We start from the raw sequence: 13,931 nt of genomic DNA, 5'->3' as shown, positions 1-13,931 counted from the left end.
CGGCCCAGATGACGCACTCTGTTTAGTGCTCAGAACCCTCCTCAAATCCAAGCTCCACCGCGCCGTCATCACCGATGCCAACATCGCCTATGAAGGCAGCATCACCATTCCCACAGACCTCATGGAAAAAGCCGACCTGTGGAACGGCGAAAAAGTGCTGGTGACCTCGATCACCAACGGTGCGCGTTTGGAAACCTACGTCATTCCCGGCGTGCATGGCTCAGGCCAGATCGTCGTCAACGGCGCCGCCGCGCATCTCATCAACACCGGCCACCGCGTCACCATCATGGCATGGGGCGAAAGCGAGAACCCGATCATTCCGAAACGCCTGCTGCTCAATGAGCGGAACGAGGTGGTGAATGATACGGTGCTGTGAGGCGAACGACCAAGGTCAAGAAGTCAAAGTGGCTGCGCCGTCAATGACGGGGAGTGGTTGCGGACTGCCCATCCCTGAAGGCTCAGCCAAAGCGCTCCAAAGTCTCGCGCAGCAGGCCTTGGGGACGCATGGGAATGATGTCGATGGGGACGAGCTGGCCCTCGCTGCAAAGGACATTGCTCTCGCCGACATCGAACAGGGCCAGATTTTGCTCGGCGTGATACCAGCGTGTGGCATCGGCGTAGATGTCATCGCGCACTGGTTTGAAACCAAGACCGCCAAGCCAATGGGAGATCTCCTTCCAGGTGGCGTTGCGGGCCGCAAACCATGGCTGCGAGGTTATAATAGAAAAATGACCGTCGAGCAGCGCAAATCCCTTGAGGCGATTGATGTCCAAATAAAGAGTATCGAGCAATAAAAGGCGTGCCAAATACTGAGCCGGGGTGGCTGGCCGCATGACCAGATACTCGTCAAGCCGTGTGGATACGACTTCGCTGTCGATAAACGGCCAGAAGCCAAACTTGGCACCTTTCGTGGCTTTAAATGCGCGCTTCTCCGAAACCGCCCCTCGAAAAACAGCATGCTCCATGCGCCCGCTGTTTCGTGCGCCAAGCGCGTCGGCTGAAATCCAAAGGCCTTTCTCGGTCGCCCATTCTGATAGGAGGCCGATCTGCTGTTCCCGAATTACGGTGTACCCTGCGGGCGTCCAAGACTCCGGTTGATCTGCGCAACCTTCTCCTCCCAAGACATCAAGGGCTGCCTGGAAACCAACGCCTGCATCTCCTCGCGGGTAATCCACGGCTTCACCGGCTGCGCTGCCTTCTGAGGCTTGGCGGCGGGTTTCAAAGGTGGAGTCTCCGGGCATGCAGCGGTGTCTGCGGGCATGGTGAAGAATACTGGCAACCCCGCTCCCGGCAAATGCCTTTTGCAGCGGCTGCTCCATCACAAGAATACCACCATGAGCCACTTTCGGCTGTTCATGCTGGCGGAGGATTCCGTATGCTCTCGGCATGACACGCCTCGCCCTTCTCCTGCCCTTCGCATTCTGCTCCGCGCTCTTCGCGCAGGCTGACGGCCTGAAATCCAAAACGACCTATGCGCAGGCCTACGGCAAAACCGTCGGTGGTGCGTCCATCGATCCCAGCAAGGACCTGCCGCGCTATCCGGCCGTGGAGCCGAAGGATGCCATCGCCACCTGGCAGGTGAAAAAGGGCTACAAGCTCCAGCTCGCCGCAAATGAGCCGCAGGTGCGTTCTCCCATCGCGGTCAGTTACGATGAAAACGGGCGCATGTTTGTGTGCGAAATGATCGACTACAGCGAGATGCGCGATGTCACGCCGCACCTCGGCCGCATCTCCATGCTGGAGGACAAGGATGGCGACGGCCACTTCGAAACGAGCCAGGTCTTTGCCGAGGACCTCGCCTGGCCTACCGGGCTCATCTACGCGAATGGCGGTGTCTTTGTCATTGCCACGCCGGACATCTGGTTTCTCAAAGATGCAGATGGCGATGGCAAGGCGGAGGTGCGCGAGAAGGTCTTCACCGGTTTTGGCACGGGCCTGAAACTGCTCAATGTGCAGGGCCTCGCGAACAGCCCCATGTGGGGTCAGGACAATCGCATCCACATCCTCGCGGGTGGCGGCAATCGCGGCGTGATCACCTGCCTGAAGCGGCCCGAAGACAAAGGCATCGAACTCGGCGGCAAGGACTTCTGGTTTGATCCGCGCACGTTTGAATTCGGCCTCGAAGGCGGCGGCGCGCAGTATGGCATGAGCTTTGACAACTACGGCCGCAAGTTTGGCTGCTCGAACTCCGACCACCTGCAGTACTGGGTTTATGACGACAAATACGCCAGCAGGAATCCCTACTACACCATGCCGCCCGCGCGCCAGAGCATCGCGGCGGATGGCGGTGCGGCGGAGGTGTTTCGCCTCAGCCCGGATGAGCCGTGGCGCATCATCCGCACGCGGTGGCGTATCGCTGGTGTGGTGAAGGGTGGCGTGGAAGGCGGCGGCCGGGTAAGCGGTTACTTCACCGGCGCGACTGGCACCACCATCTACCGCGGCGATGCCTACGGCGCTGACTTTGTGAACAACAGCTTCACCGGAGACGCAGGTGGCCAGCTGGTGCATCGCAAGATCATCAAGCCAAGTGCCGACGGCATCAGCCTCGTGGGCGAGCGCCCTGCCGATGAGCACGGCTTTGAATTTGCCGCCAGCAAGGACACCTGGGTGCGTGTGGTGAATTTTGCCAATGCCCCCGACGGCTGCCTGAACATCTGCGACATGTACCGCGAGGTGATCGAGCACCCCTGGAGCATCCCGGATGAGATCAAAAAATACATCGACCTCAACAACGGCAACGACCGCGGCCGCATCTACCGCATCGTTCCTGAGAAAGGTGCGGAGCGCATCGGCCAGAAAGTGGCGCTGGGAAAAATGAGCACCGAGGAACTGGTGAAAACGCTGGGACATCCGAACGGCTGGCATCGTGACACCGCGCAACGTTTGCTGTATGAACGCAATGACAAAGCCGCTGTGCCGCTGCTGGAGAAGGTGCTCAGCGGAGACAATGCGCTGGCGAAGCTGCATGCGCTGGGAGCGCTGGAGGGTTTTGGCGTCGTTTCAAAAGACACCCTTCTTGCGCTGCTGGATGACAAAGATGCGCAGGTCAGGGAACGAGCCATCGTGACACTCGAAAAAGCGAAGCTGCGGACACCGCAGCTGACGAGCAAGGTGCTGGCGATGCTGAGGGATGATTCCGCGCGGGTGCGCTTTCAGGCCACACTGTCACTGCCAGCGCTGTTCCCGCCGATCCTTGCCCCAAGCGAAGGCTTGGGAAGTGCGTGGGAGGGGAGCATCGGGCAAATCTGGGCAGGCCTGAAAAAGGACCTCTCCAGTCCGCGGGAGATCAGCGCCATCCTTTCCGCACCGGGCCATTGCGACGCGCTGCTTTTGTTTCACATCCTGCGCACCGAGACGGACAGGTCGCCGGACACGATCAAGCTGGTGGGCCAGCTGCTGGAGACCGTGGCTAAAAATCCGCAGAACCGCACCGACAATCAGTGGGTCAAATATCTGACCACCGACTGGCAGGACACCAGCCTCATTCAGTCATACCTCACCGGTGTTCGCCGCGCAGGCCTCAAAATCGCGGATGTCGATCCGAAGGACAAGCTCGCAGCAGTGTTCGGCAAGGCAGCCACTACGGCAACAGACAGCAAAGCCGCACCCGCTTCACGGCTCGATGCGATCGAACTCCTCGGCCTCACTTCATCCAAGGAAGCCACGGCTGCGCTGACCCAATGTCTCGGCAAAGATCAGCCCGACTCCGTTCAGGCGGCGGCCATTCGCACGCTGGCGCAGTCCAGCGCTCCGGCGGTGACCCAATCGCTGCTGGCCGATTGGCTAGGCTATGGTCCTAAAGCAAAAGAGGCGGCGATGGAGGCCATGCTGGCGCGTGAGGACCGCACTCTGGCGCTGCTGGAATCTGGGGCGGTCAAGCCCGAGTCCTTTTCTGCATCTCAGGTGCAGGCACTCCTTAAGCACAAGTCGCCTGCTGTTGCCGCACTGGCAAAGACGGCGCTGGCGTCTGTGATCCCGCCTTCGCGCGAAGAAGTCACCGCCAAGTTCAAGCCAGCGATCGCCGCCAAAGGTGACGCTGCGAAGGGGCAGCTGCAGTACATGGCGCGCTGCGTGGCCTGCCACCGTGCGGGCACCACAGGCCTGCAGGTGGGCCCCGATTTGATCACGGTGAAGACAAAGGGGCGCGACGCGCTGCTGACCGCCATTTTGGAACCGCACAAGGAGGTGGCGCCGCAGTTCATCGCCTACACCGTGGTGACCAAAGACGGCCAGACACTCGCGGGCATCATCACCAATGACACCGCCTCCAGCATGACGCTGAAGATGATGGGCGGCCTAGAAAAAACCTTACAACGTTCCGAAATCAAAGGCAGCACCTCCACCGGTCAAAGCCTCATGCCCGAGGGTCTGGAGACCGGCATGAGCGTGCAGGACATGGCGGATTTGCTTAGCTTCATTGAGGGACAGTGAGCCCCCCTCATTGCGGAGTGGTTTTTCCTTTGCAGCGGGCGTTCTCTGCGCTCACATGACACTTCCATGAAGACCACCCCTGTCACCTTTGAAGATCTGCAGTCCTCCGTCATTGCCGTGCCCCCCCTGTGCCGGAACAAAGATCTGTCTCTGGCCAAGTCGCAAAACAGCCGCCTGATCAAGCACATGCACAAAGGCGGCATCCGCACGCTGCTGTATGGAGGCAATGCCAATCTCTACAACATCGCCCCAAGCGAATACCATGCGCTGCTGAAAATGCTGGTGGATATTTCTCCTGACGACATGTGGGTGGTGCCTTCCGTGGGCCCCATGTACGGCACGGCGATGGACCAGGCCAAGATCCTCAGCGAGTTCGCATTTCCCACGGCGATGCTGCTTCCGACCCTCTTCCCCTCAAAGCCCGCCGGTGTGGCCACGGCCATCCGCCACTTCGTGGAAAAGTCTGGCATCAAAGCCGTGCTCTACATCAAAGACGGCGCCTACATCACTCCTGAGATCGCCGCCGAGCTGGTGAATGACGGCCTCATCTCCTGGATCAAGTACGCCATTGTGGAGCCGGATCCGAAGAAGGACCCCTATTTGAAGAAACTCATCAAGCTGGTGGATCCCAAGATGATCGTCAGCGGCATCGGCGAGCAGCCTGCCATCATCCATCTGCGTGACTTCGGTGTGACCGGCTTCACCGCAGGCTGCGTGTGCATCGCCCCTTCCCGCTCCACCGCCATGCTGCAGGCCATCCTGAAGAAGGACTGGGACACTGCGGAAAAGATCCGTGCGGAATTTGTGGCGCTGGAAGACCTGCGCAATGCGCACAGCCCCATCCTTGTCCTTCACCATGCCGTGGAGCTTTCTGGCGTGGCCCAGACCGGCCCGGTGCTGCCGCTGCTGACCGAGCTTCCAGCAAACCTGCTGCCGAAGATCGAGAAAGCGGCCAAGGCGCTGCTGGCAAAGAATGGCTGAGTGGAAAAGTAGTTGAGAGCGTTAGCTCGCCCTGGAGCAGCAGCGTGCTTTCCAGAGCGAGCTAAAGCTCTTGACTACTTTGGTCGTTAGTCTTTGGCGAACGCGCTGAGGATTGTATTGACGGGCGGTGACAGCACACGGCATGCTCGTGCGTATTCTCCAGCCATGACCTCTCGCCGTCGCTTCCTCCAGTCGCTTTCCTCCACTGCACTTCTCGCCGCCTCGGGTGGCGTTTCTGCCCAAGACGCCGCCAAGCCTGCTGCGCGCAAGCTGCGCAAGGCCATCATGGGCGGCACGCTCGGCATCAAGGGAACGCTGATCGAGAAGTACAAGGCGGCCAAGGAAGCAGGCTACGAAGGCGTGGAGCCGAGTGGCGGGATGAATCAGCAGGAAGTCATCGAAGCCCTCGGCCAGTCCGGCCTGCAGGCCGCCAGCGTGTGCTGCCACACGCACTGGAAGCAGACGCTGACGCATGATGATCCCAAAGTTCGCGAGGAAGGCCTGCAAGGCGTGCTGACGACTCTGCGCGATGCCAAAGCCTACGGCGCGGATTCCATCCTCGTGGTGCCCGGTGTGGTGAGCGAGACGGTGCCGTACGATGTGGCCTGGGAGCGCAGCATCACGGAGATCAAGAAGGCCGTGCCGCTGGCCAAGGAACTCGGCGTGAAGATCTCCATTGAGAACGTCTGGAACAATTTCATCCTCAGCCCGCTCGAAGCCGTGCGCTTTCTCGATGAGATCGGCGATCCCATCGTGGGCTGGCATTTCGATATCGGCAATGTGCTGCGCTACGGCTGGCCGGAGCAGTGGATCAAGGTGCTGGGCAAGCGCATCAACCGCATCCACGTTAAAGAATACAGCACCAAGAAAATGAAGGACGAAGGCGTGTGGAAGGGCTTCGACTGCGACCTCACCCAGGGCGACAACAACTGGCCAGCCATCATGAAAGCGCTGGATGCCGCAGGCTACTCCGGCTGGGCCATCAGCGAGCAGCGCGGCGGCATCAATCCCAATGGCCTCAAGCTGCTGACCGAGCGCATGGACAAGATTTTTGCGATGTGAGCGGCCATTCATTGTTCGCTCCCGCAGCACCTGTGCGCTTCCAGAACGAGCTAAAGCTCTGAACTATTTTCTTCATGCCTTCCGCCCTCGCCATCTTCGCCCATCCTGACGACATCGAGTTCGTCGCCGCCGGAACCCTGCTGCAGTTGCAGGCTCGCGGCTGGGACATCCACTACATCAATCTTTGCACCGGCAACGGTGGCTCGGTGCAGATGGACGGACCCACCACGACGAAGAAGCGCCTCGAAGAAGGCCAGGAGGCGGCGCGCATTTTGGGGGCCGCGTTTTACCCGCCCATCGCCGATGACCTGGAGCTGACGTATTCCGTGCCCTACCTGCGCAAGGTGGCCGCCGTGGTGCGCATGGCAAAGCCCAGCATCGTGCTCACGCATGCACCTGCCGACTACATGGAGGACCACATGCAGGCCTGCCGCCTGGCGGTCACAGCGGCGTTTTCCCACTGCATCCCCAATTTCCAAACCGATCCGCACCTGCCCTCCTATGCGCACGATGTGACGGTTTACCACGCCATGCCGCACGGCCTGTGCGATCCCCTGCGCCAGAAGCTCATGGCAGGCCAGTATGTGGACACCACCAGCGTGCATGCGCGCAAGCGCGAGGCGCTGGCGGCACACGAAAGCCAGAAGCACTGGCTGGACGTGAGCCAGGGCATGGACTCCTACCTCATCAGCATGGACGAGTCCTCCCGCGCCGTGGGCAGGCTTTCCGGTAAATTTGAATACGCCGAAGGCTGGCGCAGGCACCTGCACCTGGGATTCAGCGCCAAGGAAATCGATCCGCTGAAGGAAGCGCTCGGGGAGCTGTGCCTCATCAACGAAGACTACGAGAAGGCAAAAGCGGTGCCGGTTTGAGGACGGCTAAAGTAGTCAAGAGCTTCGGCTCGTTCTGGGCTCAGGGCTCCGGGCTCCGGCGGCGCGCCTTCCAGAACGAGCTGAAGCTCTGGACTACTTTGCTGACGCCCCGCCTCCCTGCCTCCTTGACCTCGCCCGCCGCTCTCCGATCCACTCGGAGAGCTGTGCCTCATCAACGGAGACTACGAGAAGGCGAAGACGGTGCCGGTTTGAGGACGGCTAAAGTAGTCAAGAGCTTCAGCTCGTTCTGGACTCCGGGCTCCGGCGGCGCGCCTTCCAGAACGAGCTAAAGCTCTGGACTACTTTGCTGACTCCTTGACACCCTGCCTCCTCGCCCTTGCCCGCCGCTCTCCGATCCGCTCGGGGATCTGTGCCTCATCAACGAAGAATACGAGAAGGTGAAGGCGGTGCCGGTTTGAGGACGGCTAAAGTAGTCAAGAGCTTCAGCTCGTTCTGGACTCCGGGTTCCGGGCTCCGGCGGCGCGCCTTCCAGAACGAGCTAAAGCTCTGGACTACTTTGCTGACGCCCTGCCTCCTTGACTCCTTGACACCCTGCCTCCTCGCCCGTGGCCAACGCTCTCCGATCCACTCGGAGAGCTGTGCCTCATCAATGAAGATTACGAGAAGGCGAAGGCGGTGCCGATTTGAGGTGGAGTTTCAAGTTTGAGATTTAAAGTTTCAAGTTGCCGGAGGCGTGCGGCATGCACAGGCGTATAGCTCCCATGGGGCGTATCGGCCGCCATCAGGCGATCCGCGCCGTGTGCTCTGGAAACTTTTAACTTTAAACTTTTAACCTGTAACTCCCCCTTTGCCATGATGACCTACATGCTTGTGGACGGCCACAGCGTCATTCACGCGTGGCCGGAGCTGAAGAAAGAGCACCGTGTGGCCTCGCGGCGGCATCTGGCGCGGACGGAACTGCTGAAGCGCCTGCGGAATCTGCAGGACATGAGCGGCATGCAGGTGGTGGTGGTCTTTGATGGCGCAAAGCAGGGCACCAACGAGGAGCGCGAGCCGCAGGGGCTGCAGATCATCTACGCAGACCCCGGCACCACGGCGGATACGATCATCGAGCGCCTGGTGGCCAAATACATCCAGGACCGGCCCATGCGCGTGGTCTCGGCGGACGGCATGGTGCGTGAAACGATTTTGTCACTTGGTGCGGACTGGGTGAGCCCGGAAATCCTGCGCAGCCTGTGCGACGGCGCTGAATCGAGCATGCGCGCCCGCCTTGCCTGATTCCGATTCACGCTCTACACTCGCGGCCATGCGACTGATCCCCACCCTTTTGTTCCTGACCTTCGGCCTTTCCGCCGTGCTCGCTCAAGACCCGAAAGCCGGCGCGCCGGCGCCCATGTCTGAAGAGGTCCGCAAGATGCTGCTGGAAGCCCGCGACCTGCGTGTGAAGCAGCGCTACGAGGAGGCGCTCGAAAAGCTCGACGCCATCGAAAAGATCGCCCCCAATCTGGCCGACCTGTATGCGCTGCGCGGAGACATCCATCTGGCACCGCGGAGGCGTGACTTTGACATGGCGCTGCAGCAGTTTGAAAAAGCCGCGCAACTCCAGCCGGGCAGCCCGCTGCCACAGTTCAACCTCGCGGAATTCTATTTCGTGAAGCACGACTTTGCCACCGCACTGGAGCGCTTCACGAAGCTGACCACGGACTTCCCCAAGCTGCCAATGGTCATCCGCCACCTGGTGCATTACCGGCGGGTGCTCTGTGAGCTGAAGCTGGGTCACCGCCCCGCCGCGGAGCAGATCATCGCGGACCAATTCACCTTCATGGACGACACCCCGGCCTACTACTTCAGCAAGGCCGCGCTCGCTTTTGACACAGGCAATCAGGCCGGCGCCTCGGACTGGATCAAACGCGGCCTGCAGGCCTTCAAACCCGGTGACTGTGAGGCGTATTACGATGCCTTCAAGGAACTGCGCTGGGTGCCAGATATGGACTTTGCTCCTGAAGCGGCCGCGCCCAAAAAGCCGTGAAGTGGCGTGTGGCAGCAGACACGGGTGGCACCTTCACGGACTGCCATGCGCTGGATCCCGAGGGCCGCGAATCGCGCTGCAAGGTCCTCTCCACCGGGCATCTGCGCGCCGTGGTGGCGGCTGGTGAGGGCCTGCGGTTTCGGCTTTCCGGCCTGCCTCCCCTGCCCTCCGGTTTGCTCGTCGGCTTTCGTTTGAGTGATGTGGGCGGCGCTGCGGCGCGGAGCATCGCGGCCTTTGACCCGAGCAGAGGAGAGATCGCCCTGGATGCGCCTGCCTCATGGCCTCATGGCACGCTGGTGGAGCTGAGCACTGGCGAGGAGGCGCCCGTGCTGGGTGCGCGCATTCTCACCAACACGCCGCCGGGACACGAGTTTCCACCGCTGGACCTGCGCATCGCCACCACGCGTGCCACGAATGCGCTGCTGGAGCACAAGGGCGGACGCATCGCGCTTTTCATCACACGGGGGTTCGGAGATCTGCTGCAGATCGGCGATCAGCGCCGGAGTGATCTCTTTGCGCTGGAGCACACACCGCGCGTGCTTTTTCATGAGGTGGCCTGCGAAGTGCCGGAGCGTGTGAGCGTGGCCGGAGAGGTGCTGGTGGCTCTGGATGAAGCAGCGGTGCGCACGGCGGCGCATGCGTGCATTCAGAGAGGCATCACCACGGCGGCCATCGCGCTGCTGCATGGGCATGCGCACCCGCGGCATGAGATGCGCGTGGCGGAGATCCTGCGCGAGTGCGGCTTCACACACCTCACGCTTTCGCACCAGACGGCCGCCTTTGCCAAGCTGCTGCCACGCACGCAGAGCACCGTGGCAGACGCATATCTGCACGCGCCGGTGCAGTCATTTCTCAACGGCATCCGCCATGTGTCCGCCACCATGCAGGTGATGACGAGCGCGGGCGGACTCAAGACCGCCGATGACATCCGCCCGAAGGACATGCTGCTCAGCGGCCCGGCGGGCGGCGCCATCGGTGCTGCGAATGCAGCGCGGCGTCTGGGCATTTCCAAGATCATCACCTTCGACATGGGCGGCACCAGCACGGACGTGGCGCGCATCGATTCACGCCCCGGCTATCGCTTCACGCAGAATGTGGCGGGCATGCAGCTTCTCGCCCCCTGCGTGGCCATCGAGACCGTGGCCGCGGGCGGCGGCTCCATCTGCCAGATGACGCACCATGGTCTGGCTGTGGGGCCGCAAAGCGCAGGCTCCAATCCCGGCCCCGCCTGCTACGGCAAAGGCGGCCCGCTGACCATCACGGATGTGAATCTCCTGCTCGGCCGCTTTGATCCCGCGCTTGCGCCGATTCCGCTGGATCTCGCCGCCGCGCAGCGCCGCCTCAGTGAACTTCACGCGCAGACAGATGGCAGCGGCACGGAAACCGAGCTGCTGAACTCCCTGCTGCGCCTCGCCGTGGAGCATATGACCGATGCCATCCGCCGCATCTCCATCGGCGAGGGCTATGATCCCGCCGAGCACGCGCTGCTGGCCTTTGGCGGCGCCGGGCCGCAGCATGCCTGTGCCGTAGCGGAGGCGCTCGGCATGCAGACCATCCTCGTGCCCGGGCATGCAGGCATCTTGAGCGCTGTCGGTTTGCAGGAGGCGGTGCCGGAGACGATTGTGGAAAAGGAAATCCGCATGCCGCTGAGCGAGGCACTGCAGAGTGGCACACTGAATTTAGCGCAGACCGACGGGCCAAAGCCTGCGCTACGCACCCAGATCGCCGAGCTGCGGCTCAAGGGGCAGGATACGCCGCTGCAGGTGGAATTTGAGAACGCGGACGATTTGCCACGACTCTACGCCGCAGCCTATGAGCGTCTGTTTGGCTACCCGCCGCCGGCCAGCCGTGTGGTGGAACTGGTGAGCGTGCGAATCATCACGCGTGAGGCGCAAAGCAGCGCGCAGGAGTCCGCGCTGCACACGCAGGTGCTCGATCCCGCGCCTGCACTGATCCAGGATGCGTTCAGCACCATCGTCATCGCACCCGGATGGCAGGTGGAGAAGGTCACGGGCTTCGGCCATGTGCTGCGCAGGCAGCAAGCGGCCACCGCCGCGCCCACGCTGGAGCGCGATCTGCTGCGGCACCGCTTTCACTCCATCGTCAGCGACATGGGCGCGCTGCTCTGCCGCACCTCCATTTCTACGAACATCCGCGAGCGTCTGGACTTCTCCTGCGCGCTGCTGGACGCGCATGGGCGGCTGCTCTCCAGCGCACCGCACATCCCCGTGCATCTCGGAGCGCTGGGCGTGTGCGTGCGGGAGGTGGCAAAGGCCATCGCATTGCAGCCGGGAGACACGATCATCACAAATCACCCTGCCTACGGCGGCTCGCATCTGCCGGACGTCACGCTCATCACGCCAGTGCATGATGCGCGGCAGCGGCTCATCGGTTACATCGCCAATCGTGCGCATCATGCGGAGATCGGCGGCATCACGCCCGGCTCCATGCCTGCAAATGCCACGCGCTTGCTCGAGGAGGGCGTGGTCATCGCACCGCGCCATCTCATTCGTGGCGGGGTCTCCTGCTTTGAGGAAATCAGCACGCTGCTGACCAGCGCCGCGCATCCCACGCGCAATCTCGCCGACAACCTCGCGGATCTGCACGCACAGCTCGCCGCGAATCTGCACGGAGCCGAGCGCCTGCGCGCACTGGCAGACGATTCGCTGGCCGGAATGATGAAGAGCATCCTCGATCATTCCGCCGGCGTCATGCGCACCCAGATTGCACGCCTGCCCGATGCCATCTCAGCGCAGGAGAAGCTGGATGATGGCGCGGTGATCTCCGTCTCCATGCATAAAGCGGAGGGCAAACTCGTGCTCGATTTCACCGGCACCTCGGGCGTGCATCCGCGCAATCTGAACGCCACCACGGCCATCGTGCGCAGCGCGGTGCTGTACGTCATGCGCCTCATGCTGCAGGAAGATCTGCCGCTGAACGAAGGCCTCACCGAGCCCGTCGAAATCCTCTGCCCCGAGTCTTTGCTCAATCCCACCTTCACCGGAGATGCCGCGCGCGATCCCGCCGTGGTGGGTGGCAATGTGGAAGTCAGCCAGCGGCTGGTGGACACGCTCATCAAAGCGCTCGGCCTGCAAGCCTGCAGCCAGGGCACGATGAACAATTTTCTCTTCGGCGGCGCGGGCTTCGGCTACTACGAAACCATCGCCGGAGGTGCGGGCGCAGGTGCGGGTTATCACGGAGCCAGCGCGCTGCACACGCACATGACGAACACCGCCATCACCGACCCCGAAATCATCGAGCAGCGCTACCCCGTGCGCCTGTGGCAGTTTGCGATTCGTCGCGGCTCCGGTGGCCTGGGAAAATGGAACGGCGGCGATGGCGTGGTGCGTGAGTTTGAGTTTCTGCAACCGCTCACGGTGAGCCTGCTCACGCAGCATCGCATAGAAGCTCCGTTTGGAATGAATGGCGGCGGCGCTGGCGAATGCGGACGGCAGACGCTGGTCAGGAATGGCACCGCGACCACGCTCGAAGGCTGCACGTCCTTCGCTGTGGAAGCCGGAGACCGCGTGGTCATCGAGACACCGGGTGGGGGCGGGTGGGGGGCTTGAAAAGTAGTCAAGAGCTTCAGCTCGTTCCGGACTCCGGACTCCGGCGACGCGCCTTCCAGAACGAGCTAAAGCTCTGGACTACTTTGCTGCCCCCCTGCCTCCTCGACTCCTTGACTCCTCGCCCTTGCCCGCCGCTCTCCGATCCGCTCGGGGAACTGCGCCTGATCAATGAAGACTACGAGAAGGCGAAGACGGTGCCGGCTTGAGGACGGATAAAGTAGTCTAGAGCTTTAGCTCGTTCTGGACTCCGGGCTCCGGCGACGCGCCTTCCAGAACGAGCTAAAGCTCTGGACTGCTTTGCTGACGCCCTGCCTCCTCGACTCCTCGCCCGTGGCCAACGCTCTCCGATCCGCTCGGGCAGCTGGGCCTGATCAATGAAGACTACGAGAAGGCGAAGGCGGTGCCGGCTTGAGGACGGCTAAAGTAGTCAAGAGCTTCAGCTCGTTCCGGACTCCGGGCTCCGGCGGCGCGCCTTCCAGAACGAGCTAAAGCTCTGGACTACTTTGCTGACGCCCTGCCTCCTCGACTCCTCGCCCATGGCCAACGCTCTCCGATCCGCTCGGGGAACTGCGCCTGATCAATGAAAACTACGAGAAGGCGAAGACGGTGCCGGCTTGAGGACGGCTAAAGTAGTCAAGAGCTTCAGCTCGTTCTGGAAACGTTCCGCTGACTCCCAGAGCAGGCCGTGGCTCCCATGCACTTAACACCACGCTCTCTCTTGAAAACGGATTCAAAGCAAGAGTACTGGGATGAATTTTGCGAGCCGTGATGACGTCGTGAACGAATGGCTATAGGGATTCATTCTCTGGAGCAAGGCCTGCGAAAGCCCCGTTCTCCGAAGGATCAGCAAAAGGCGAATGAAAGCTCATCACTTGATGAGCCAGACCTGCGCATGTGCCGCCAGAAGTACGATAGGCACTCCTGCCTGTCGATCAGCGCTCTCGCAGGCCGGCATGCCTTCGAATGATCCCAAGGCTTCGCCAAGCAGACGATGTGGGGCGATGCGCGTACCCCAAGTGTTTGCCG

Annotated in this window: 9 protein-coding genes; 8 read left to right on the top strand and 1 reads right to left on the bottom strand. The window is 61.8% G+C overall.

Features of this window, described 5'->3' with window-relative positions:
- Positions 1 to 25: 25 nt before the first annotated feature.
- Positions 26 to 376, top strand: coding sequence for an aspartate 1-decarboxylase (panD, locus tag ACILSR_RS12080; RefSeq protein WP_395750031.1), 351 nt, complete (start codon positions 26 to 28; stop codon positions 374 to 376).
- Positions 377 to 458: 82 nt separating this feature from the next.
- Here panD and ACILSR_RS12075 read toward each other — a convergent pair whose 3' ends face one another.
- Positions 459 to 1,388 (bottom strand): hypothetical protein, encoded by a 930-nt coding sequence (locus tag ACILSR_RS12075; protein WP_395750030.1) that lies wholly within the window; start codon positions 1,386 to 1,388, stop codon positions 459 to 461.
- Between ACILSR_RS12075 and ACILSR_RS12070 the strand changes: the two genes are divergently transcribed.
- From ACILSR_RS12070 to ACILSR_RS12040, 7 genes are all read left to right on the top strand, one after another.
- On the top strand, positions 1,387 to 4,431 hold the full coding sequence (locus ACILSR_RS12070) for a PVC-type heme-binding CxxCH protein (RefSeq protein ID WP_395750029.1): 3,045 nt from the start codon (positions 1,387 to 1,389) through the stop codon (positions 4,429 to 4,431). The genes ACILSR_RS12075 and ACILSR_RS12070 overlap by 2 nt on opposite strands.
- A gap of 66 nt (positions 4,432 to 4,497) precedes the next feature.
- Positions 4,498 to 5,412, top strand: coding sequence for a dihydrodipicolinate synthase family protein (locus tag ACILSR_RS12065; protein ID WP_395750028.1), 915 nt, complete (start codon positions 4,498 to 4,500; stop codon positions 5,410 to 5,412).
- Positions 5,413 to 5,577: 165 nt separating this feature from the next.
- Complete coding sequence (locus ACILSR_RS12060) at positions 5,578 to 6,474, top strand: sugar phosphate isomerase/epimerase family protein (protein WP_395750027.1); 897 nt, start codon at positions 5,578 to 5,580, stop codon at positions 6,472 to 6,474.
- A 74-nt stretch (positions 6,475 to 6,548) separates the two neighbouring features.
- Positions 6,549 to 7,346 carry a PIG-L deacetylase family protein gene (locus ACILSR_RS12055; protein ID WP_395750026.1) on the top strand — a complete coding sequence of 266 codons (798 nt, stop codon included), beginning with the start codon at positions 6,549 to 6,551 and terminating at the stop codon, positions 7,344 to 7,346.
- An 813-nt stretch (positions 7,347 to 8,159) separates the two neighbouring features.
- Positions 8,160 to 8,585, top strand: coding sequence for an NYN domain-containing protein (locus ACILSR_RS12050; protein ID WP_395750025.1), 426 nt, complete (start codon positions 8,160 to 8,162; stop codon positions 8,583 to 8,585).
- Between the two features lie 28 nt (positions 8,586 to 8,613).
- Positions 8,614 to 9,336 (top strand): hypothetical protein, encoded by a 723-nt coding sequence (locus ACILSR_RS12045; protein ID WP_395750024.1) that lies wholly within the window; start codon positions 8,614 to 8,616, stop codon positions 9,334 to 9,336.
- Positions 9,333 to 12,905, top strand: a complete 3,573-nt coding sequence (locus tag ACILSR_RS12040; protein WP_395750023.1) for a hydantoinase B/oxoprolinase family protein — start codon at positions 9,333 to 9,335, stop codon at positions 12,903 to 12,905. Before ACILSR_RS12045 ends, ACILSR_RS12040 begins: the two co-directional genes overlap by 4 nt.
- Positions 12,906 to 13,931 lie beyond the last annotated feature (1,026 nt).

The organism is Prosthecobacter sp. (assembly GCF_044222565.1).
GTDB lineage: Bacteria > Verrucomicrobiota > Verrucomicrobiia > Verrucomicrobiales > Verrucomicrobiaceae > Prosthecobacter.
Note: the sequence above shows the minus strand (reverse complement) of the source record. Positions and strands in the feature narration are given on the sequence as shown.

Coding starts and splice junctions, on each gene's coding strand:
- ACILSR_RS12060 (WP_395750027.1), top strand. CDS start 5,578: ATGACCTCTCGCCGTCGCTTCCTCCAGTCGCTTTCCTCCACTGCACTT.
- ACILSR_RS12070 (WP_395750029.1), top strand. CDS start 1,387: ATGACACGCCTCGCCCTTCTCCTGCCCTTCGCATTCTGCTCCGCGCTC.
- ACILSR_RS12045 (WP_395750024.1), top strand. CDS start 8,614: ATGCGACTGATCCCCACCCTTTTGTTCCTGACCTTCGGCCTTTCCGCC.
- ACILSR_RS12075 (WP_395750030.1), bottom strand. CDS start 1,388: ATGCCGAGAGCATACGGAATCCTCCGCCAGCATGAACAGCCGAAAGTG.
- ACILSR_RS12065 (WP_395750028.1), top strand. CDS start 4,498: ATGAAGACCACCCCTGTCACCTTTGAAGATCTGCAGTCCTCCGTCATT.
- ACILSR_RS12050 (WP_395750025.1), top strand. CDS start 8,160: ATGATGACCTACATGCTTGTGGACGGCCACAGCGTCATTCACGCGTGG.
- ACILSR_RS12055 (WP_395750026.1), top strand. CDS start 6,549: ATGCCTTCCGCCCTCGCCATCTTCGCCCATCCTGACGACATCGAGTTC.